Origin of the sequence: Chryseobacterium paludis (assembly GCF_025403485.1) — a bacterium.
Taxonomy (GTDB): Bacteria; Bacteroidota; Bacteroidia; order Flavobacteriales; family Weeksellaceae; genus Chryseobacterium; species Chryseobacterium paludis.
This window is the reverse complement of sequence record NZ_CP099966.1, coordinates 3,248,210-3,271,320: the sequence shown is the minus strand read 5'-3', so window position 1 is coordinate 3,271,320 and position 23,111 is coordinate 3,248,210. Positions and strand designations below refer to the sequence as shown.

17 protein-coding genes are annotated in these 23,111 nt (G+C 35.1%); 14 read left to right on the top strand and 3 right to left on the bottom strand.

Annotated elements, in window-relative coordinates; translation table 11 throughout:
• Nucleotides 1-44 precede the first annotated feature (44 nt).
• The 7 genes from NG806_RS14730 (at nucleotide 45) to NG806_RS14700 (ending at nucleotide 7,201) form a co-directional block, all read left to right on the top strand.
• Nucleotides 45-1,694 carry a DNA repair protein RecN gene (locus NG806_RS14730; protein ID WP_261510347.1) on the top strand — a complete coding sequence of 550 codons (1,650 nt, stop codon included), beginning with the start codon at nucleotides 45-47 and terminating at the stop codon, nucleotides 1,692-1,694.
• Nucleotides 1,695-1,743: 49 nt separating this feature from the next.
• Nucleotides 1,744-3,210, top strand: a complete 1,467-nt coding sequence (locus tag NG806_RS14725; RefSeq protein WP_261510346.1) for a DUF5687 family protein — start codon at nucleotides 1,744-1,746, stop codon at nucleotides 3,208-3,210.
• Nucleotides 3,211-3,214: 4 nt separating this feature from the next.
• The gene (locus NG806_RS14720; protein ID WP_261510345.1) at nucleotides 3,215-3,928 is read left to right on the top strand and encodes an ABC transporter ATP-binding protein; all 714 of its coding nucleotides are present in this window, start codon (nucleotides 3,215-3,217) and stop codon (nucleotides 3,926-3,928) included.
• A 17-nt stretch (nucleotides 3,929-3,945) separates the two neighbouring features.
• On the top strand, nucleotides 3,946-4,881 hold the full coding sequence (locus NG806_RS14715; protein WP_261510344.1) for a Dyp-type peroxidase: 936 nt from the start codon (nucleotides 3,946-3,948) through the stop codon (nucleotides 4,879-4,881).
• An 82-nt stretch (nucleotides 4,882-4,963) separates the two neighbouring features.
• Complete coding sequence (locus tag NG806_RS14710; protein WP_261510343.1) at nucleotides 4,964-5,524, top strand: RNA polymerase sigma factor; 561 nt, start codon at nucleotides 4,964-4,966, stop codon at nucleotides 5,522-5,524.
• Complete coding sequence (locus NG806_RS14705; RefSeq protein ID WP_261510342.1) at nucleotides 5,511-6,134, top strand: hypothetical protein; 624 nt, start codon at nucleotides 5,511-5,513, stop codon at nucleotides 6,132-6,134. Before NG806_RS14710 ends, NG806_RS14705 begins: the two co-directional genes overlap by 14 nt.
• 29 nt (nucleotides 6,135-6,163) lie before the next feature.
• Nucleotides 6,164-7,201: an outer membrane beta-barrel protein gene (locus NG806_RS14700; protein WP_261510341.1), complete on the top strand. Its 1,038-nt coding sequence runs from the start codon at nucleotides 6,164-6,166 to the stop codon at nucleotides 7,199-7,201.
• A gap of 76 nt (nucleotides 7,202-7,277) precedes the next feature.
• Here the strand turns inward: NG806_RS14700 and fumC are convergent, their stop codons facing one another.
• Nucleotides 7,278-8,672, bottom strand: coding sequence for a class II fumarate hydratase (fumC, locus tag NG806_RS14695; RefSeq protein WP_261510340.1), 1,395 nt, complete (start codon nucleotides 8,670-8,672; stop codon nucleotides 7,278-7,280).
• A 136-nt stretch (nucleotides 8,673-8,808) separates the two neighbouring features.
• On the opposite strand from fumC, the gene NG806_RS14690 reads away from it, so the two are divergent.
• Entirely contained in the window at nucleotides 8,809-10,416 is a 1,608-nt protein-coding gene (locus NG806_RS14690) for a fumarate hydratase (protein WP_261510339.1), read from the top strand.
• Nucleotides 10,417-10,511: 95 nt separating this feature from the next.
• Nucleotides 10,512-10,793 (top strand): hypothetical protein, encoded by a 282-nt coding sequence (locus NG806_RS14685; RefSeq protein ID WP_261510338.1) that lies wholly within the window; start codon nucleotides 10,512-10,514, stop codon nucleotides 10,791-10,793.
• Between the two features lie 98 nt (nucleotides 10,794-10,891).
• Here the strand turns inward: NG806_RS14685 and NG806_RS14680 are convergent, their stop codons facing one another.
• A complete protein-coding gene (locus NG806_RS14680) occupies nucleotides 10,892-11,761 on the bottom strand; it encodes a helix-turn-helix domain-containing protein (RefSeq protein ID WP_261510337.1) in 870 nt (289 codons plus the stop codon).
• A 152-nt stretch (nucleotides 11,762-11,913) separates the two neighbouring features.
• Between NG806_RS14680 and NG806_RS14675 the strand changes: the two genes are divergently transcribed.
• Nucleotides 11,914-13,977 carry a T9SS type A sorting domain-containing protein gene (locus NG806_RS14675; protein ID WP_261510336.1) on the top strand — a complete coding sequence of 688 codons (2,064 nt, stop codon included), beginning with the start codon at nucleotides 11,914-11,916 and terminating at the stop codon, nucleotides 13,975-13,977.
• A 177-nt stretch (nucleotides 13,978-14,154) separates the two neighbouring features.
• On the opposite strand, the gene NG806_RS14670 is transcribed toward NG806_RS14675, so the two are convergent.
• The gene (locus tag NG806_RS14670) at nucleotides 14,155-15,195 is read right to left on the bottom strand and encodes an alpha/beta fold hydrolase (protein WP_261510335.1); all 1,041 of its coding nucleotides are present in this window, start codon (nucleotides 15,193-15,195) and stop codon (nucleotides 14,155-14,157) included.
• A 332-nt stretch (nucleotides 15,196-15,527) separates the two neighbouring features.
• Here NG806_RS14670 and prfA point away from each other — a divergent pair, with 332 nt between their 5' ends.
• The 4 genes from prfA to NG806_RS14650 all read left to right on the top strand — a co-directional run bounded on the left by prfA (nucleotide 15,528) and on the right by NG806_RS14650 (nucleotide 22,919).
• A complete protein-coding gene (gene prfA / locus NG806_RS14665) occupies nucleotides 15,528-16,613 on the top strand; it encodes a peptide chain release factor 1 (RefSeq protein WP_261510334.1) in 1,086 nt (361 codons plus the stop codon).
• Between the two features lie 93 nt (nucleotides 16,614-16,706).
• Nucleotides 16,707-17,378, top strand: a complete 672-nt coding sequence (locus NG806_RS14660) for a hypothetical protein (RefSeq protein ID WP_261510333.1) — start codon at nucleotides 16,707-16,709, stop codon at nucleotides 17,376-17,378.
• A gap of 93 nt (nucleotides 17,379-17,471) precedes the next feature.
• Nucleotides 17,472-19,580 carry a prolyl oligopeptidase family serine peptidase gene (locus NG806_RS14655; RefSeq protein WP_390882518.1) on the top strand — a complete coding sequence of 703 codons (2,109 nt, stop codon included), beginning with the start codon at nucleotides 17,472-17,474 and terminating at the stop codon, nucleotides 19,578-19,580.
• Between the two features lie 306 nt (nucleotides 19,581-19,886).
• Nucleotides 19,887-22,919, top strand: coding sequence for a reprolysin-like metallopeptidase (locus tag NG806_RS14650; protein ID WP_261510332.1), 3,033 nt, complete (start codon nucleotides 19,887-19,889; stop codon nucleotides 22,917-22,919).
• Nucleotides 22,920-23,111 lie beyond the last annotated feature (192 nt).

Below are 23,111 nucleotides of genomic sequence, written 5' to 3'. Positions count from 1 at the left end.
GAATTCTAAAATTTTATATTTGCAGTCTAATCTGCCGGAAATTTATGCTTTCTAAAATCTTCATTAAAAATTTTGCCCTTATTGATACTCTTGAAGTGTCATTGCAAAACGGTTTACAGGTAATTACTGGTGAAACGGGAGCAGGAAAGTCTATTATTTTAGGGGCTTTAAGACTTATTTTAGGCGAAAGAGCAGATTTAAAATCTATTTCAAATACTGAAGAAAAAAGTATTGTTGAAACAGAGTTCTCTTTAAATAATCAGTTTAAAAAATTCTTTATAGAGAATGATCTGGATTATGAACATCAGACTATTATCAGAAGAGAGATTTTACCATCTGGAAAATCGAGAGCTTTTATAAATGATGTGCCGGTTACATTAGATATTTTAAAAGAACTTTCTTCACAACTTATCGATATCCATTCTCAATTTGAAACTTCAAATCTTTTCACCTCAGAATATCAGTTTAAAATTATTGACGGGCTCTCTGAAAATAAACAGCTCATCACAGATTATCAGCATGAATTTTTAGAATTTCAAAGTTTAAAAACTCAACTTAAAAAATTGCAGACTCAACTTTCAGAAAACAATAAAGAAAGTGATTACAAACAGTTTTTATTAAGTGAATTAGATGATCTGAGGCTGGATGATGTTGACTACGAGGAATTGCAGAACCAACTTTCTATTCAGGAAAATGCAGAGATGATTTCTGAAAATCTAGCTCAGGTTTTATCAAGATTTCATCAGGAAGAAATTGGAATTCTCTCTTTTTTTAATGAGGCTAAACATAAACTTTCAAAAATAGCAGAGGTTTCGCACAGCTTTTCAGAAGTTGATAAAAGATTGGAAGAGTCTTTTGTTGAATTAAAAGACATCATTTCTGAATTAGAGGATGAGGCAGAAAAAATTGAAGCTAATCCCGAAAATTTAGCTTTGCTTTCCGAGCTTAGTAATAAACTCAATGCTTTGTTATTAAAGCATAATGTTTCAAATGTTAATGACCTGAAAGAAATCAGAGATCAATTATCGAGCGAACAGGAAGGAGCTTCCGAACTGGAGTCTCACATTGTTGAAATCCAGGAAAATATTACGAAGAAAGAAAAATCACTTCAGTCACTTTCTGAAAAACTTTCTAAAAACAGAAAAAAAAGTGTTCCTGTATTTATAAAAAAAGCTGAAGAATTATTAAAAAAATTAGGGCTTGAAAAAGCGAAGGTAGATATAGAGCTACAGGATGCTTCGGAATTTAATGCTTTTGGTAAGGAAAATATTCAGCTTTTATTTCAGGCAAATTCAGGATTCCCATTAAAACCTATTCAAACAGCTATCTCAGGAGGTGAACGATCAAGGGTAATGCTGGCAGTTAAAAAGATTATTGCTGAAAGCGATGAGCTGCCAACACTTATTTTAGATGAGATCGATACCGGAGTTTCCGGTAAGGTAGCTGAAGAAATAGGAAACCTGATGCGTGAAATGTCAGAAGATATGCAGCTTATTGTTATTTCCCACCTGGCTCAAGTGGCAGCGAAAGGGAATAATAATTATAAAGTGGTAAAGCATGATGTTTCAGGAAAAACCCAGTCTACAATCATTCCACTCAATGAAGCTGAAAAGCTTAACGAAATTGCCCAATTACTTTCCGGAAGTAAGATTACTGAAGCTGCATTAGCACAAGCAAAAGAGCTTATAGGTTAATTTTTGTAACATTTTTTACATTATATTTACTAATGTAAAAAAGTATGATATGTTTTTAAGATTCCTTAGGTTAGAAATCAAGAGTTTTTTTCGTGGTACTTCCGTTGGGATTAATATGGCAATGAAGATTCTCCGTTTTATGGGGATTCTTTATTTTATGGCATGTTTAGCCGGTGGGGCATTTGCCGCTTTTTTCTATGTACAGGAAGAACTCCATCAGGATCCTTTAAAAATAGTTTCCAGATTTTTAATTATAGGATGGGTTGTTGATCTTATTGCCAAATATATCTGGCAGGAAATGCCGACACAAAATATAAAACCTTTTCTTACTCTTAATATTCCAAAGAAAACATTGGTCAACTATATGTTGATAAAAACCTTTTTATCTGCTTTCAGTTGGTTAAATTCCCTTTTCTTCATTACATTTTCTATTATAGCCTTATTCAACGGATATGGATTCTTAGAGATCTTTGCATGGTTTGTAGGAATTTCCTCACTTTTTTATCTTAATAATTTCATCAATATTTTTTTCAATGATAAAGAAACAGTTGCCATTGTAGTGGCGGCTATCTTTGGAATAGTTGGTGTATTGGGTTATTATCAGATTATTCCGGTATTATCTTACTCGGAAATGGTGTTTTACAGCTTTTTTGAAAAACCTTACTTTGCTGTAATTGCTCTGGCTTTGTTTTTGGGACTATGGTGGATTTGTTTTAAACACGTTCGTAAGGAATTTTATCTTGATCAGGGTCTAGAGGCAAAAAAGACCGTTGGTAAGACCGAAAATATAGCGTTTCTTAATAAATATGGGGCTTTGGGGACATTTATCAATAACGATATTAAAATGCTCAGACGAAACAAAGTAACGAAAGGTATTTTATTAGGCAGTTTCTTTTTTGTTTTTTATGGACTCTTAATGTTTGTCGCCACGGTGTATAAAACTCCTGCTATGATGATGTTTATGGGATTATTTGTAACCGGAGGTTTTCAGTTTTTATTTGGACAGAGAGTTCCTGCTTTCGACAGCTCTTATTATCCTCTGATGATGACACTTAATGTACCCTACAAAGAATATCTCAAGGCAAAATGGTGGTTGATGAATATTGTGACTTGTCTCTCAATGGTGCTTGCTTTATTTTATGCCTATTTCGGTTGGGAAATATACATTACTTTTTTGGCCGCTGGTTTATATAATATGGGAGTGAATTCTCAATTTACACTTTGGTCGGGTGCATTTAATAAAACGCAGATCGATTTAAATTCAAAAGAAAAGAGAATGGGGCAGAAAAACAGTTTTAATTTAAAAGCAATGCTATTGCTTATTCCTAAAATGCTGCTGCCAATGGCCGTATTTGCCGCTTCAAAACACTTCTTTGGGATGACCGGAGGGGTAATTAGTATTGCCATTTTAGGATTAATTGGTTTCTTGTTCAGGGAGAAAATCTTTGATATCATCGTAAGACATTACAAAAGAGAAAAATACAGTACACTGGACGCATTCAAAAATAAAGATTAATACAATGATTACTATAAATAACTTATCTAAAACATACGGAACTGCTACTGTTCTTAGCATCGAAAATCTTGAGATTCCTAAGGGAGAAACCTTTGGGCTGGTTGGAAATAACGGTGCCGGAAAGACTACACTATTTAGTTTAATGCTGGATCTGATTCAGCCTACTACTGGTTTTGTAAGCATTGATGATATTAAAGTGAATGAATCTGAAGCATGGAAAAGTAAGGTTTCAGCATTCGTAGATGATACATTTTTGATAGGCTATCTGACACCAGAGGAATATTTCTATTTCATTGGAGAGTTAAGAGGACAAAATAAGGCTTCTGTAGATGAGTTCCTGAAGCCGTTCCATGATCTATTTAATGGAGAAATATTGAATTCCGGAAAGTATGTACGTGATCTGTCAAAAGGGAATCAAAAGAAAGTAGGAATTGTGGGAGCTATTATTGGTAATCCTGAGATCATTATTTTGGATGAGCCTTTTGCTAACCTGGATCCTTCAACACAGATAAAGCTTAAAAATATGATCAAAGAATTATCTAAACAGGATGGTGTAACATTTCTTATATCAAGTCACGATCTATCACATACAACTGAAGTATGTAATAGAATTGTAGTTGTTAATAAAGGGAAAATGGTTAAAGATATTCAGACTAATCCTGAGACTCTGCAAGATCTGGAGCAGTATTTTGCTGATCAGGTTTCTCTACAATCTTAATTTAAACAAAAATACAAATGGGTCTAGAATCGCAAAATGTTACTGACTACCCCAACAGTAATACCATTTTTATGGTCTGGAAACTGAATGACAACCCGCAGTTGAAAAGTATATTTCAACAACTTTGTGCATTGGTTTTAAATCTTAATAATTCTGCCTTTAACAGGTTTCCGGATAGCAGAGCAAGCTGCGTCATGGCAATAGGATATGAAGCATGGAAAAAACTGGAGCTGCCAACGCCTCTTCCAAAAGAATTAACCAATTTTAAAGAAATAAAAGGCATTAAGCATACTGCTGTAGCTACTTCAGGGGATCTGCACTTTCATCTTAGAGCGGATAATAACAGTATCTGTTTTGACATGGCAATTGAGATTTCAAAACTGTTGAGTTCTGTAGCTGAAAGTATTCTGGAAATTCATGGGTTTAAATATTGGGATGCCCGATCAATTTTAGGTTTTGTAGATGGTACCGAGAATCCTCATGGAGAAGATCGGGATTATTTTGCTAAAATTGGAGATGAAGATTTGAAATATAAAGGAGGAAGTTACCTTTTTGTTCAGAAATACCTTCATAATATGGATGCCTGGAAAGGACTTTCAACAGACGAACAGGAAAAAGTGATCGGAAGGTCAAAGGAGAAAGATATTGAAATGTCGGATGATGTAAAACCAGCAAACTCCCATATTGCCTTGGCAAATGTCGAAGGAGAAAACGGAGAAGAATTAAAAATTGTCAGAGATAATATGCCCTTTGGAAATCCATCAACAAATGAATTTGGAACCTATTTTATTGCTTACGCAAACACATTTACAACAGTACAAAAAATGCTGACCAATATGTTTATTGGAGATCCTGTTGGAAATTATGATAGGATTTTGGATTTCAGTACTGCAGAAACGGGAACTCTTTTCTTTGCTCCAACAAGGGATATGTTAGATGATTTTGCCGGATAATTTTAGTGTAAAAAAATAAAAAAATATTTTTTGTGTAACCTTTTTAAATTTCTGTTGTCTTTATATTAGAAACTAATCAAAAATGAAACTTTTGTTCGGAAATAAAAAAGATGATTTGTTAAGCCGCCTGAAGAAACAGGATGCGGCTGCGCAAAAATTCTTTTATGACCAGAATGTAAAAAAATTACTGAGCGTAAGTAAGAGCTATATCAGTGATTTGTATCAGGCAGAAGATTGTGTTATCAGAGCATTTTGTAAAATATTTAAACATATCGAAGGCTTTAGAGGAGATGGTAACCTCGAAGGCTGGGCAAGAAGGATTGTTGTCAATGAATGTTTAAACTTTATTAAAAGTCACAAAACAGTTTTTTACCTTGATGACATCAGTCAGTCTTTTATGGAAGAGATTCAGGATGAAGAAGTAGTATTTGATTTTAATGCACAAGAACTTTTGGATCAATTGCCAGATGCTTATAAGATGGTTTTCAACTTATATGTTTTGGAAGGGTATTCCCATCAAGAAATTGCTGATACCCTGAAGATTTCAATTGCCGTTAGTAAAACGCAATTATTCAGAGCAAAAGAAAAGCTAAGAAAGATCTACTTTCAACAACAGAAAACACTAAGAAATGAACACAATTAAAAATAATTTTGAAAATCAGATTAAAAAACAAATCGAGGAAAGAGAAATAACTCCTTCGAGAGATCTATGGTCTGAAATTGAAAGTCAAACGCAAAATGATCGTCCAAAATCAAAACTAAACTTGTTATTGGTGGCTGCTTGTCTTATTCTTATATTTAGTCTGGGTTTTGTACTGGTATTTTACAATAAACCGAGTGAATCAGAGCTGCAGGTTGTAAAAAAAGATAAGCCGACTATTGATGTTAAAAAGGATACAAATGCAGTGGAAATAATAAGAGAATCTCCTGTATTAGTGGCCCAAGATCAAAAAAACACTGTTGAAATAAAGAATACTGAACCGATTAAGAAAACCGAAATACCAGAAACAAAAGTTTTCACTGAAACTAAGAAACTTCCTATAATCAAAGATGATGCTTCAGAATTGGCATCCCATATTACAGACGTTACCCCTGCGAAAATTATTGCACAAACTGATTCTTCAAAAACGTCTGAAAAGAGGAAAAAATATGTTGATCCTTCAACCTTACTTTTTTCGGTCGAACATAAAGATGTCATTGAAAAGACCAAAGACAAAACTAATGTAGCGAAAATCGATTTGAACGGGAAATAATAAATTTTAAACAATAAAAAAATAATACTATGATCAAGAAATTTATCCTGATAGGATTCGTGTGCCTTTTTTCTGCCTCAGCATACGCACAAAAAACACCGACATTTAATTTCCCATCAAAAGAGGAATCTGATGTAAGTCCTATGGTAAAGGAAAAAGTAGAAGAATATGCTACAAAGATTAATACAATTATTCAGGAAGAGAAAAAGCTTATGGAAGCAGAACTTTTGGATCTTCAGACTAAAGGTTTAGATAAAGCTGAATTTAATAAACAGAAAGCTGAAATTGCTGATCGTTTTTCGGAAAAAATAGATCAGAGAATAGAAGATTTAGGTTTTGATCTGGATACAGTAGTTCAGAAACAGGTAAGATACTCTCTTCTAAATACTGATATTACGTCAAAGGAAGAGTTGAAGGCAAAGCTCTTGAAAAAGTTTCGTGCAACAAAAAATATTGGGGCTTATATTTCTTATGGAGCTATGGCGCTTACCAATAACCTTTCTGATAATGCCCTTGATAAAAATCTGGGTTATGCTAATAATCTTGAGTTTGGTTTGAAGTTTAATTATCAGTTTGGCAGAACAAGTCCCTGGGGGCTTATCTCGGGAGTAGGATTTTCATGGAGAACTGTTCGTTTGGATCATAATATGGTTTTTGCAAAAGATACTAACGGGAATGTTCATGTAGAATCAGGTGGCGGAAATGTAGATAAAAGTAAACTTAGAACAGGTTATATTATTATTCCTCTTGGATTGCAATATAATTTTTCAAAACTGAAAAGTGCTGGAATGGATATTCAGTACAGAGATTATAATAAAGGATTCAAGGTTGGAGCTAATGTTTATGGAGGGGTAAGAATGTCCAGCAACAATATTGTCAAAGCAGATGATATCAATTCAAGAAATAGAGGGGATTACCAGGTAAATCCTTTTGTATATGGTGGACAGATTACACTTTCTTATAATGACTATAGTATTTTTGTGAAAAAAGATTTCAGTAACTTCTTTAAAGATGATACTTTCAAAAATGACAAAGCATTAATTATTGGCGTCGCCTTATGGTGGTAAAAACACAATTATTTATATAAAAGACTCCGGAAATATTCCGGAGTCTTTTTAATATCTAACGTTTAAAAAATCTTAATTATTTTAAACTTCCTACCATATCTTCAGGTTTTACCCATTCGTCAAACTGTTCAGCAGTAAGTAATCCAAGATTTACCGCTTCTTCTTTTAAGGTTGTTCCATTTTTATGAGCTGTTTTAGCAATTTTAGCTGCATTTTCATAACCGATATGTGTATTTAACGCAGTAACGAGCATTAAAGATTTGTCTACCAATTCTTTTATTCTTTCATAATTAGGCTCAATTCCAATGGCACAATGGTCATTAAAAGATGTACATGCATCGGCGATAAGTTGTGCAGATTGCAAAAAGTTATAAGCCATTACCGGTTTGAAAACATTCAGTTCATAATTTCCCTGAGTTCCGGCAAATGAAATTGTAGTGTCATTTCCTAGAACCTGAGCACAAACCATTGTTAATGCTTCATTTTGGGTAGGATTTACTTTTCCCGGCATAATAGAAGATCCAGGTTCATTTTCAGGGATATGAATTTCACCAATTCCAGAACGGGGTCCAGAAGCCAATAACCTTATATCCTGAGCTATTTTAAATAATGAAACGGCCAATTGTTTTAATGCGCCATGAGATTCTACAATAGCATCATGAGCAGCAAGAGCTTCAAATTTATTTTCGGCAGTTATAAAAGGGTGATTGGTGAATTTCGCTATGTATTCTGCAACAGTTACGTCATATCCTTTTGGTGTGTTTAGCCCTGTTCCCACAGCTGTTCCCCCTAATGCTAATTCAGAAAGATGGGGAAGGGTGTTTCTTAAGGCTCTAAGACCAAATTCCAATTGAGCAACATATCCCGAGAATTCCTGTCCTAAAGTTAAAGGAGTAGCATCCATCAGATGGGTTCTTCCTATTTTTACAACATCCTTAAAAGCATTTGATTTTTCCGCTAACGTATTTTTTAGTTTTTCAACGGCAGGAATAGTTACTTCTACAACTTTTTTATAAGCAGCAATATGCATGGCAGTAGGATAAGTATCATTGGAAGACTGAGATTTATTGACATCATCGTTTGGATGAATTTCGGATTTGTCTCCTAAAGTTCCACCATTATTGACATGAGCTCTATTCGAAACGACCTCATTGATATTCATATTTGACTGTGTTCCGGAACCTGTTTGCCAGATAACCAATGGAAACTGGTCGTTTAATTTTCCCTCTAAGATCTCATCACAAACTTTAGCAATCATATCTCTTTTTTCAGAAGGAAGAGCTCCCAAATCGGTGTTTGCATAAGCCGCAGCTTTCTTTAAATAAGCAAAAGCTTCAATAATTTCATGTGGCATTGAACCTTCGGGACCGATCTTGAAATTATTCCTTGAACGTTCCGTTTGTGCACCCCAAAACTTATCAGCAGGAACCTGCACCTCACCCATGGTGTCTTTTTCTATTCTGTAATTCATTGTGATTGAAATTTTTATAAAGTTAATCATTAACTGGAAAATCCACAATTTATAATCGTTATAAATATCAACGGATGTTGGTGATTTTACTCATGTTTTTTAGACTATGTTTATTTTTGCACAAAGAAAAAATTGAATGGAATTTAGATATCAGGATCCGTATCCTATTCAGAAAGATGATACGGTATATAAGAAACTTACGTCAGACTATGTAAAAGTTGAAAAACTTGGAGAAAGAGAGATTCTAACTGTTGATCCAAAAGGATTGGAGTTGTTGGCTGAGGAAGCAATGGCTGATGTTTCTTTTATGCTTCGTTCTTCTCATTTAGAAAGTCTTAGGAGAATTATCGATGATCCTGAAGCTACGGATAACGACCGGTTTGTTGCTTATAATTTACTGCAAAATGCAGCAGTAGCGGTAGAAGGAGCTCTCCCTTCTTGCCAGGATACAGGAACAGCTATCGTTATGGGTAAGAAGGGTGAAAATGTTTATACTGGCGTAGATGATGGAGAATATTTAAGCAAAGGAATTTATAATACATATCAGAAAAGAAACCTTAGATATTCTCAGATCGTTCCTTTAACGATGTTTGATGAAAAGAACTCCGGTTCAAACCTGCCTGCTCAGATTGATTTATATGCAAAGAAAGGAGACTCTTATGAATTTTTATTTCTAACCAAAGGCGGAGGTTCCGCTAATAAGACATTTTTATACCAAAAGACAAAATCTTTATTAAATGAAAAGTCTTTAGAGGAATTTATTAAAGAGAGAATTTCGGATCTAGGTACTGCTGCCTGTCCTCCTTATCACCTGGCTTTAGTTATTGGAGGGACTTCTGCGGAAGCTAATTTAGCGGCAGTGAAAAAGGCATCCGCAAAATATTACGATAATCTTCCAACCTCAGGAAATGAAGGTGGACAGGCTTTTAGAGATCTTGAATGGGAGGCTAAAGTTCAAAAAATGTGTCAGGAAAGTGCTATCGGAGCCCAGTTTGGAGGAAAGTATTTAACACATGATGTAAGAGTAATAAGATTACCCCGTCATGCAGCATCTTGTCCTGTAGGTATGGGAGTTTCTTGCTCAGCAGACAGAAATATCAAAGGTAAAATTACCAAAGAAGGAATCTTCCTTGAGCAGCTGGAAGAAAATCCAAAGAGATTTTTACCCGATACTGCTCCACATTTGGAAGAAGCTGTTGATATTGATTTGAATAAGCCAATGCCTGAAATTTTGGCTGAACTTTCTAAATATCCAATCAAAACCAGACTAAAACTGAATGGAACTTTGATCGTTGCGAGAGATATTGCTCATGCAAAAATTAAAGAACTGATCGACAGTGGTAAACCGATGCCGGAATATTTTAAAAACCACCCTGTCTATTATGCAGGACCTGCAAAGACTCCGGAAGGAATGGCTTCTGGAAGTTTTGGCCCGACTACAGCAGGAAGAATGGATGTTTATGTTGATGAATTCCAAAGCCATGGTGGAAGCATGATTATGTTGGCAAAAGGGAATAGAAGTAAAGATGTGACGAATGCTTGTAATAAGTATGGTGGATTCTATCTTGGTTCTATCGGAGGCCCCGCCGCAATTCTTGCGAAAGACAATATTCTGTCAGTTGATATTGTCGATTTTCCTGAGCTCGGAATGGAGGCTGTAAGAAAAATTGAGATCAAAGATTTCCCGGCATTTATCATTACAGATGATAAAGGGAATGATTTCTTTGCAGACCTTGCGCATTAATTAGTTTAAAATTAAAATAAATAATGAAAATAGAGCTTCTATCTTTTGTGTAAAAAATAAAAAAGTTCTATTTTTGCCTAAAATATATAAGAAAAATGATGTTATCAGCATTTTGGCCGTTTTATCAGTTCCTTTGGACAATCTATTTTATTACAATGTTCCTGGTAGGATTCTGGTGTATCTTTATGTTTTTTGGATTAGTAATCCCAATGTGGTTAAGTGAAGGTTTGATGGAATACTTCGGTAAAGTGAAGCCTTTTGATCCGGAAGATATTAGAAGAAAGAAAGTATATGAGCAAGAAGGAGTAACAGTAATCTTCAGCGAGCCTAAAGGTAACGGTCCTTTCTTACATGATAGTCACGGACATCATCATTAATTGATTTTGTCATTGCTTTTTCACCTTAATTCTGAAAAAGTAATATCAAAGCAAAACAACATATATAAACCACTTAATTTATTAGGTGGTTTTTTTATTTATTCATTTCTCAGTTTCTCCGGAGATAATCCGAATTTCTTTTTAAAGGCTCTTGTGAAATTCTGAACATATTCGTAACCACATTCAATGGCGATCTCTTTGATCATAATTTCCTTATTGATGATCATTTTTTTTGCCTTAAGCATTCTCAGTTCTGAAATATAATCTGTTATTGTGGTATGGTATTGTGCTTTAAACTCTTTCCGGATACTGTTCTGATTAATTCCAATCAGTTTTCCTATTTCTTCAACTTTAATATTTTTATGAAAATTTTCATCAACAAATTTCTTGATCATTGAAGCTGTTTTAGGTAGAATTTCATCCGTGGTTTTTTCATCAAACTGTTCGAAGATTAAAATGAGAAGTTTGATGATCTTAGCCTCAACAAGCAGTTTTTGCATCACCCCTTTTTTAGAATTACTAACAATCTCTTTCAAAATCATATGCATTTCAACAGTCATAGAAGGTGGAGTTTCTTTATGAAGGAAAATATAATTGTTATTCATCATGTTCTCCAGTATGTCAATGCTTTCCTTTGTAGATCCGGGATTTATTAAATTGAATATATATTGATAATTGACTTGAATTTGAAGATATTTCAAAATTTCGTGATTTTCTGTCCAAAGCTCGGCAGTACTTTCTTGGGGAGAATAGTGAAGAATGTATTGATTTTTTTTAAATAAAAAACTTGTGCCAGAGTCTTGAGCCTCCAAATGGATGTTGGGACTTAATAAAAAGATGAGATTAAAGCTTGATCTCTCTTCAATCATTCTTGATTTTGGAAATTTTTCGGAGCATAATTCTTCCTGCATTATTATTTTAATGTCCTCGGATCTGAATAATAATCCCTTTCTAGATTGGTCTTTCATGTGACAATCTTTTTACAATCATGGTACAATTTGAAGTTAAAGCAAAGGATCAGATAACAAAAAGTTTGAAAATGATAACTCAAGGTTAATAGAGTCCAGTACTTTTGCGCAAAGTTAAATTAAATTTAGAATAATTAAAAATAATATTCATTATGTTCAAAAATTTACATTTTGCGATGCGAAAATTGGGAGTAGGATTAGGGTTGCTCAGCATTGCCAGTAGTTTTTTATATGCCCAGCAGTGGGAGGATGTTGGCGGAATTCAAATTGTTTCAGCAGGAGGAAGTAGTAATAACAACTTGGTTGTAGATAATTCGGGAAAATATTATTTATCATACTATGATACTTCTGTGGGTAAAGGTTCTGTTCAGAAATTTGACGGAACAGCATGGTCTTATGTAGGTGGAGCTGCGGGAATTACAACAGGAACTGCTCTCTATAACTCATTGACTTTGGACAATGCAGGAAATCCTTATTATACTAATCAAATTGGTTATCCGGGGTCTGGATTGGAGGTCAGACAATTTACAGGAATAGCATGGGCACAATTGGCTAATGTAACATCAGGTCCGGTCAACTACCAGGCTTCTGCCGTTTCTCCTTCTGATGTTTTATTTACTTACAGCAATTATGATTCAGGAACGGTAAAACGTTATGTAAACGGAAGTTGGGAACAAGTTGGAAACTCAGGTTTTTCCGATGGAGCAGCCTTTGCTGAAATGGTGATTGGGACTAATGATAAGGTTTATACGTGTAATGTAGCAAATGGAGTAAACGTATATCAAAACTCTACTACAGCTACTGCTTCTGATAATTGGACTCTGGTCGGTGGAAGTATTGTTGATGCTTCTTCTTCGGGAGAACAATATTATTCTGATATTGCAATTGATGCTAATAACAATCTATATGTTGCTTATGTTTCAAATGTAGCTAACGGGAGAAAAGTGAACGTTAAAAAATTTAACGGAACGACCTGGGAGCAATTAGGGAACGCTTATTTTTCTTCTGGAGCAGTACAATACACTGCTGTAGCAGTGACCCCTACTGGTGATCCTTATGTTGTTGTAAGTCGTTGGGAAAATGACAACCAGTTAAGAAATACAGTTTATAAATTGGATGCTGCCACTCAGACATGGGGAAGTTTTGGAGGAGATTTTGTTTCCGACAACGCGGCAACTTATAATGATCTGGCTATAGATAAACTAAATAAATATCTTGTATTGGCTTATTCCCAAGATGGAACAAGAGTAAAAAGGATTTCAATTGCCAATTCAGCCCAAACTTGTACAAATACGGATCCCGGAAATAATCCTGGAGATATTGGTTGTGTTTCCTTTACTTATAAAGGACAACAGGTTTCTTATAATACAGTAAGAGGGAAAGATGGTAAGGTATGGCTTCAGCAAAATTTGGGAAGTACTCAAGTAGCAACATCAATGACGGATGAAGATTCTTATGGAGATTTATTCCAATGGGGAAGATGGGATGATGGCCATCAGAAAAGAAATTCATTAACGAGTGGACTTCCAACTCCAAATTCTCCGGACGGATTGACGGGGGTAACATCATTTATTACCGGATCTTGGTGGTCAGCTAACTCTTTAACGGATCAATGGTCCGCGAATACTGTTGCTGGAGTAAACTCTACCAACGGATATGATCCTTGTAAGGTTATTGACCAAGATTGGAAAATGCCAACCCAGGCAGATTGGGCAGTTTTACAAAATGCTGAAGTAATCAATAACCCAACTACCGCATATAGTAGTACTCTAAAATTACCTGCAGCTGGGTACAGAGGATCGTCAACGGGAGATTTTACATTTGTCGGACAAAGAGGTTATTATTGGAGTTCTACTCCGTCATCTTTCGGAGCTAAGTACTTCTACATTGGAACTACAATTGGAAATCCTAATGCCGGAGGACCTAGAGGTCAGGGGCAGTCTGTAAGATGTGTCAAAGAAGCATCTTCATTAAGCACCTCAGAGATCAGACTGAATACTTTGGGTGTTTATCCAAATCCTACAAATGGCATTCTTAATATCAAAACTGATTCTATAATAGAAAATGTACAGGTAACCAATGTTGTAGGACAAATAATAAATGTGCCATTCTTTAATAACCAAATTAATATGCATGGAGTTCCAAACGGAGTTTATATGGTGCAGTTAAAATTAAAGAATGGGCAAACATTCTTAAAAAAGATCATTAAAAATTAATGTTCGCATATTGATTGATTATTTGCAAAAGGCTTTAGAAAGAGCCTTTTGTTTTTTCAAATTTTGATATAGAGAAAAATAAAGATAGTTCATTTTTTAGTTAAATAAACCCACGGTGTATCCTATGTAGCACATCGTGGGTTTTGTTTTTTGATCATATTAAAATTGTCCCATGGATTATTTTGAATAACCATCAGCTTCAATAATTGCATCAGCGAATTCCCTTGGTGCTTCTTGTGGTACATTGTGACCGATCCCATTCAGGACCCTATGTGAATATTTACCAGTAAATTTATTAGCATAAGCTTTACCATCTGCTGCAGAGCCATCAAAATCACTTGCTATGGTAATGGTAGGAACTTGAATAACAGGTCGCTTAGCAAGGCGGGTTTCAAGATCTTCATACTTGGGTTCTCCTTTGGCAAGGGAAAGTCTCCAGCGGTAGTTGTGGATTACAATTGCAGCATGATCAGGATTGTTGAAAGATTGAGCTGTCTGATCAAATGTAGTTGTATCAAAATTCCATTTAGGGGAAGCAAGTTTCCATATTAATTTGTTGAACTCATAAGTGTTTCCGGTGTAACCTTTCTCACCGCGTTCAGTAGAAAAATAATACTGATACCACCAACCATACTCAGCAGTAGGATTTAACGGATTTTTGTTCGCTTCAAGATTTGTAATTAAATAACCACTTACAGAAACCAATGCTTTTACGCGTTCAGGCCATAACGCTGCCATAATATCTGCTGTTCTTGCTCCCCAGTCAAATCCTCCCAAAACTGCTTTATCTATTTTCAGAGCATCCATCAATGCAATAATATCACTGGCAACGGCAGACTGTTGTCCATTTCTCATCGTATCCTCGGAAAGAAATCGGGTGGTTCCAAATCCTCTTAGATAAGGAGTGATGACTCTGTATCCCTTTGATACCAATATAGGAACTACTTCGTTATAACTATGAATATCATATGGCCATCCATGAAGTAAAATGACAGGAGTCCCATCAGCTGGTCCAGCTTCTGCATATCCAATACTAAGGACACCGGCATTAATTTGTTTTAATGCCCCTAAGCTTTCCAGAGCTTGATTGTCAGTAGGTATTTTTTTTACTTTCTGTTGGGCATTTGCCAGTCCAATATTGAAAAGCACCAGGAGGACTGCACTTATGGCAAATTTTTCAATGATATACTGAAACTTAAATGTTGTTTTTTGAAACATAGCTTTAGGTTTTTAAATTGTTTTGAAATCACTTTAATTTCTGGTCAAAAGTAGTAAGGTAGCTTAAGTAAGGCAATCACTAAAAGTGTGAGCAAGACAATATTGACCTTGAACCTGACATTTTTAAACCTGAAGGATCTCGCTTTTAAAGAAAGAGGCTTACCTTATAAATTTGAAATCTAATACAAAGAGTAGGTGGTAATACTAAACATGAAATTATTGCTTTTAGAGGTATTCTCTTTTCTTAGACCGAAGACTTTCTAAATCAGAAAACTAAAGGACTTTTAAATTGAATTAATAATTCATATCTTTGCAGCCACAAAATTTCTACAATGTCTAAGTCATTAATTCCAAAATTAGAAGCTATTAAACAAAGATATAATGAGGTTGCAGACCTTATTATACAGCCTGATGTCATTTCAGATCAGAAAAAATATTCTTCATTGAACAAAGAGTATAGTGATTTAGGTAAAATTGTTAAAGTTTATGATCAGTATAAAGGGGCTTTAGACAATATTGCAGAATCTGAAGAAATTATTGCTGATGGTTCAGACAAAGACTTGGTAGATCTGGCGAAGGAAGAAAAAATGGAGGCTCAGGCTAAACTTCCAGGATTGGAAGAAGAGCTAAAAGTTTTACTGATTCCTAAAGATCCTGCAGATGATAAAAACATCATTGTAGAATTACGTGCCGGAACCGGAGGTGATGAAGCAGCAATTTTTGTAGAAGATATTTATAGAATGTATTCTATGTATTTCAAAACGAAAGGCTGGAAACATGAAGTAACAGATTCTAATGAAGCAGCGAAAGGATACAAAGAACTGATCATGAAAGTGGAGGGTGAAGGTGTTTATGGAATCATGAAATTCGAATCCGGAGTTCACCGTGTTCAGCGTGTTCCTGAAACTGAATCTCAAGGTAGAGTTCATACTTCCGCGATCACTATTGCTGTTTTACCAGAAGCAGAAGAGGTAGATTTCGAACTTAATCCTGCAGATATCGAAATGCAGACTTCACGTTCAGGAGGAGCCGGAGGTCAGAATGTAAACAAGGTTGAAACTAAAGTTCAGCTTACTCACAAGCCTTCAGGTATGGTAGTTGTCTGTCAACAGGCACGTTCTCAGTTGGCTAACCGTGAATTGGCAATGGAAATGCTTAGAACGAAATTATATGATATCGAATTACAGAAAGTTCAAGGCGACATTGCAGCACAACGTAAATCAATGGTTTCTACCGGTGACCGTTCTGCAAAGATTAAAACATACAACTACCCGCAAGGTAGAGTTACAGACCATAGAATCAATAAATCAATGTACAATCTTGATGCTTATATGAACGGGGATATTTCTGAAATGATTGATGCTGTTATCATGGCAGAAAACGCAGAAAAAATGAAAGGCGAAGAAGATAATTACTAAAGATTTTAAAAAATAAAAAGTAAAGCCTCTGATTTTTCGGGGGCTTTCTTATTTCAAATTATTAATTTAGATGCATTAAATCCAGAGTTGACTATGAAAAATTATAAAGTTTTTTTCTTTTTAATATTAACATTGTTTGTACAGATTGTAAAAGCCCAGGAAGTTAAAAAGCCAGCAGAAGTTTTTGGTCTTTACTTTGACACTTTTCTCAGGTATAATAATGAGGGAGTTGCAAAACTTAATGATTATTTAAGACCAACAGTAGAGGGTAAAGATTCTTATCAGGCTAATATAAAGGAGATTTCAGAAGGAGTGATAAAAACTAGTGCTGAGAATTTCTTGTTGCCGTATCCAAAAAATGTGGCGATTGCATGTAAAAAAGAAAGTGAAGATTATTTCAAGGTATTATATGAAAACTTCCAGAATGCAAAGATGTCAGTTAAAAAAGTAGAACTGGTACAAAACGAGTATGTTCCGGATCAGAAAATTGCCAGAATTCAGTATTCGGTAACTTTTAAGGTTCCATCAAAAATATCTGAAGTTATTATTCCCGATTCTGATAAGGTAAAACCTGAAGAGCTGAAAGCTTTTTTAACAGATATTATAGAAAAATTTAAAAATGCGGATAAAATAGTAACAACGGAACAGGAATTTAGTCTGTACGAGCTTAAACATAATGGGAAGATCTATTATTGGAATGGGAGCCCGGACCAAATTGTTTCAACACTTACAGATTTTTATTTTGAAAGTTTTGGAGTTAAATAATATTCTGTAAAGCTCTTGTTTAAATAGAACCTTCGATTGTTGGAGGTTTTTTTTATTAAATGAGATTATGTATTTTTGATAAAATCCTTCAAAATGAATTTTAAACCTATCTTATTAACGGCTGGAGTTTTATTTTCAGCATCTTTTTATTCACAAAAAATGACTTATCCTAAAGCATTAAAAGGTACTCAAACTGATACATACTTCGGAACTGCTGTGGCAGATCCATATAGAGATTTAGAGAATGATTCGGAGCCTACGAAAAAATGGGTGGATGAAGAAGTGGCTTTCAGCCAGAATTATCTTTCAAAAATACCTTTCAGAGAAAAGATTAAGAGTCAACTAAGGGATATCTGGAATTATGAGAAAATTTCAGCACCTTTCAAGGAAGGAGATTATACATATTATTCTAAAAATGATGGATTGCAGGCACAGTCTGTTTTATATAGAACAAACAATGCGACAAAAGCGACAGAAGTATTTCTGGATCCTAATAAATTTTCAGAAAAAGGAACGACTTCACTTTCGCAGCTATCATTCAATAAAAAGGGGAATTTAGTAGCCTATTCTATTTCTGAGGGTGGAAGTGACTGGAATAAAATTATCATCATCGACGCGATTACCAAAAAGCAGATTGATGAAACACTGGTAGATGTGAAGTTCAGTGGAATTTCATGGCAGGGAGATGAAGGTTTCTATTATTCCAGCTACGATAAACCAAAAGAAGGGACTGTGCTTTCAGGAATGACAGATAAGCATAAAGTGTTTTTCCACAAACTAGGAACAAAGCAATCTTCAGATCAATTAATATTTGGCGGTGATAAAACACCAAGAAGATACTTGGGAGCTGGAGTTTCTGAAGATCAAAGATATCTTATTATTTCTGCTGCTAATGCTACAAATGGGAATGAGTTATATATAAAAGATTTAAAGAATGGCGGTGACTTTGTACAAATTAACACCGGATTTGATATTAATGCTAGTATTGTAGATACTGAAGGGGATGATCTGTTTATTGCTACAGATAAAGATGCTCCGAATATGCGTTTGGTAAAAACAAACATCAGAAATCCTTCTCCGGATAATTGGAAAGATGTAATTCCTCAGACTGAAAATGTGTTAGGAATTTCTACGGGTGGTGGATACTTCTTTGCAACCTATATGGTTGATGCTGTTGATCAGGTAAAGCAATATGATAAAACGGGTAAATTAGTTAGAGAGATTTCGCTTCCGGGAAAAGGAAATGTTTCAGGCTTCGGAGGTAAAGAAAAAGAAAAAGAGCTTTATTTTTCTTTTACCAATTACATTACCCCTGGAACGACCTATAAATTCAATGCAGATTCTGGTAAATCGGAGGTTTACGAAAAACCAAAAGTGAAGTTTAACCCGGAAGATTATATTTCAGAGCAGGTATTTTATACATCAAAGGATGGAACAAAAATCCCGATGATGATCAATTATAAAAAAGGAACAAAGCTGGATGGTAAAAATCCCACGATTCTTTACTCTTATGGAGGTTTTAATATTAGTTTGCAGCCTTCATTTTCAGTCGTAAATGCGATTTGGATGGAAAATGGTGGTATTTATGCTGTTCCAAACATTCGTGGTGGTGGTGAGTATGGAAAGAAATGGCACGATGCAGGAACTAAAATGCAAAAGAAAAATGTTTTTGAAGATTTTATTGCTGCAGGAGAATATCTTCAAAGTAAGAAATATACTTCAAAAGAATATATGGCACTTTCTGGAAGATCAAATGGTGGATTATTAGTTGGAGCCACAATGACCATGAGACCGGATCTTGCAAAAGTTGCGTTTCCGGGAGTTGGAGTACTTGATATGTTGAGGTATAATAAATTTACAGCTGGAGCGGGATGGTCTTACGATTATGGAACAGCAGAAGACAACAAAGAAATGTTTGATTATTTAAAGTCCTACTCACCTGTTCATAATGTAAAAGCAGGAACATGCTATCCCTCAACAATGATTATTACAAGTGATCACGACGACAGGGTAGTTCCGGCGCATTCATTTAAATTTGGAGCAGAACTTCAGGAAAAACAAGCATGTAAAAATCCTGTATTATTAAGGATAGAAAAAAATGCAGGCCACGGAGCTGGTAGATCCACGGAACAGGTTATAGGTGAAAATGCAGATTTAATTTCTTTTGCTCTTTTTGAAATGGGAATTAAAAATATTAATTAATTATTAATATATATTTATTAAGACGGCTAATTTAAAAATTGGTCGTCTTTTTTATTATATGCATTATATTTTTGTTGTTTTGATTATAATGTGATAATAGTTCACTATGAAGTATTTCTTATGTATTTCTTTATCTATAAGGATATTATTAAAATTATAAAACTAAAACACAAAAGCGGATATTTCATTGAAATGACTGATTTGATAAAAAATAGTCATTTTTTTTAATTGTTGTATGTTGGAAATTGTTACTTTTGTTGGTAACGTTTTTAATTTATTAATTTTAAATATGACATTATTGAATTTATGAAAAAGAAAATTTTACTCATTTGTGTATTGGCTGCTGGTTTTACTGGAGCTTATGCACAGAGATGGGAGCCTGCTTCAAAGGTTTCCCCAACGAGAAAAGAGGTAGATGTTAAATATGCTTACAGAGTAGATTTAGCGTCACTTAGGAACCTTTTAAAAGATGCCGTAGAAACGGGGAATGGTGCGAAACCTGTAGTTATTTCTTTGCCAACCGTAGATGGTAAGATTGAAAAATTTGCGGTTTATAATAATCCCGTTATGGAAAAGTCTCTGGCAGACAGATACCAGTTGGGGTCTTATGTTGGGGTAGGAATTGATGATCCTTCAAAATATCTTAGATTTAGTACTTCTCCTACCGAGATGCAGTCTATGATCATTAAAGACGGGCAATATCAGTTTATAGAACCGGTAACTGCTGATAAGCAGACTTATGGTGTGTTCTATAAAACAAAGAGAACAAATGGGGGACACGGTTTTGACTGTTCAACAGAGGAAAAAGATCTTAAAGATATACAGTCTTTATTGCAAAACGGAAAAAAAAATCTTTCTAGTGTAGGAATTACGAGCAGACCATCAAGTACAAAATACAGAACCTATAAGTTAGCATTATCTGTTACAGGAGAATATACTCAGCATTTTGGTGGTACCGTGGCCGGTGCTGTAACGCAAATGAATGCAACAATGACCCGTGTAAACGGAGTATTTGAAAAAGATTTTGGAGTTAAATTAATAGTTCAGGATTTACCGGGAATTATTTATACAAATGCTGCTACGGATCCTTATTCTATTGCTGATGATATGGGAAATTGGAATTTAGAGTTACAAAATACTTTGACTGCCAATGTTGGGAACGCTGCTTATGATATTGGTCATTTGTTTGGAGCTACAGGAGGTGGCGGTAACGCAGGATGTATTGGATGTATCTGTGTGAATCCTACAGCTGCAGATCCTGAAGGAAAAGGATCCGGATATACTTCTCCTGCTGATGGAAATCCAAACGGTGATACTTTTGATATCGATTATGTAGCTCATGAAATGGGGCATCAGATAGGAGGTAATCACACCTATTCTATGAGTACTGAGAGTTCAGGGGTGAATATAGAACCCGGTGGAGGAACAACCATTATGGGATATGCAGGAATTACACAAGATAACGTACAGTTGAATTCTGATGCTTATTTCCATTATGCTTCAATTAATCAGATCCTAACTAATCTTGAGAGTAAACCAGCGGCTTGTGGGGTGTCTCAGGATATTACGACCAACACTCCGCCTGTAATTGCTCCTCTTACGGCATATAGCATTCCTAAAGGAACAGCTTATTATCTTGATGCTACGGCGACAGATGCTCAGAGTGATCCTTTAAATTATACCTGGGAACAGTATGACAGTGTTGATAGCTTTGCTTCAATTTCTGGAGACAGTGGATGGGGATATAATACTAAGGGATCTTTAGCAAGATCTTTCTTTGGAACAGCAAGTGGAAGAAGATATTTCCCAAGTATGCCTTTAGTAATGAATGGAGTTCTTACTAATAAAGCTACATGGGAAACAGTTCCTTATGTACCTAGAACATTACATTATGCGGTAACAGTAAGAGATGAGAATAATGCAAGACCAATGTTGTCTTCTTCTGAAACTACTGTGACTGTTGGAAATGACGGACCATTTAAATTCAATGGCCTTACCGCTTCTTCAGTATTGTATAATAATGCAACAAATACCATTCATTGGGAAGTAGCCAATACAAACGCTGCTCCATATAATGTTACGAATGTCAAAATAGACTATACAACAAACAACGGAACGACATGGACGGACTTGGTCGCTTCTGCTCCTAATACAGGTAGTTATTCTGCGCAAATGCCAGGTAGCCTAACAGGTACTGTTAAATTCAGAATATCTGCAGTTGGAAACATCTTCTATGCAGTATCTCCTCAGGTTACTATAGGAACTGCTCCAACATCAACAACGAATGCTCCAACAGGAGTTGCAACTATTGATACGGAAGTTTTCAAAACAACAGCAAGAGTAGATTGGAACAGTGTGCCTGGTGCTACTTATTCAGTCAATTACAGAAAAGCAGGGACTACAAACTGGTCCAATGCAACAAGTCCAGTAAATTCAGTAGTTCTTAATAACCTTGAAGATGAAACGAATTACGAGGTGCAGGTTGCTGCTGTAGTGAATTCTGTTCCGGGGACATTCTCCAGTAACTATACTTTCAAAACGAAAGGACTGAAGACTGGAGTTGACTACTGCTTAATGACGACAGGAGGAAATAATATGCTTAGTACATTTTATAGTGCACTTCTATCAATGTCTTTATCTAACTTGACGCATTCTGAAGGTGGTACGTTGCCAGATATCTCTAAGACTTATAAAGATTATAGTGAGGATCCTACTAAACTGATCAATTTAACAAAAGGGACTCAGTATACACTATCTTACTCAGATTATGCAAACAGAGCAGGTGGTCAATATAATGACTGGTTTCAGGTTTGGATCGATTATAACAGAAATGGTGTTTTTGAAGCTTCAGAATTGATAGGAGCAAAAAATGCTATTCCTAATGCTAATGCAAGACACACAGGAACAGTAGTATTTACGGTACCTGCAACGGCATATTCCGGAGATAAAACTTTAAGAATGAGAGTCGCAAGTACTTTCTTTAATGCAGTGAGCGATCCATGTGGTAGCCCATCTGTTCCAGCAGGAGGAGGTCAGTTTGTTTCAGCAGGTTCTTTCAGAGATTTCCCTGTGAAAATTACCGGAGCTTTAGCTGTAGATGAAGTAAAAGGAACAAACTCTGAAATCGAAATTTATCCAAATCCGGCTGATACTTTTGTAGAGGTTAAAAATCTGAAAGGAAAAGCTGATTACAAGATTTACAGTGCTGAAGGAAGATTGGTACAAAGTGGTAAACTGGATGGTCAGAGAATTAATGTTGCTTCATTAATAAAAGGAATGTATGTCATTACTATTACAAGTGAAAGCAAAACATATAATACGAAGTTAATTAAGAAATAAGACTAAACTTATTATATTGTATTGATCAAGCCGGACAATTGTCCGGCTTTTTTCATGTATGTCTGAATTTCAGTAAATCCCTGGAAAAGCTTAAATTTTATAAATAATAGGATGGGTATTAGATTGTAATATAAATATAAATTTACCTGTTAATCTTTTAAAAAATAGAGTATTTTGATTTGTGGATAGGGT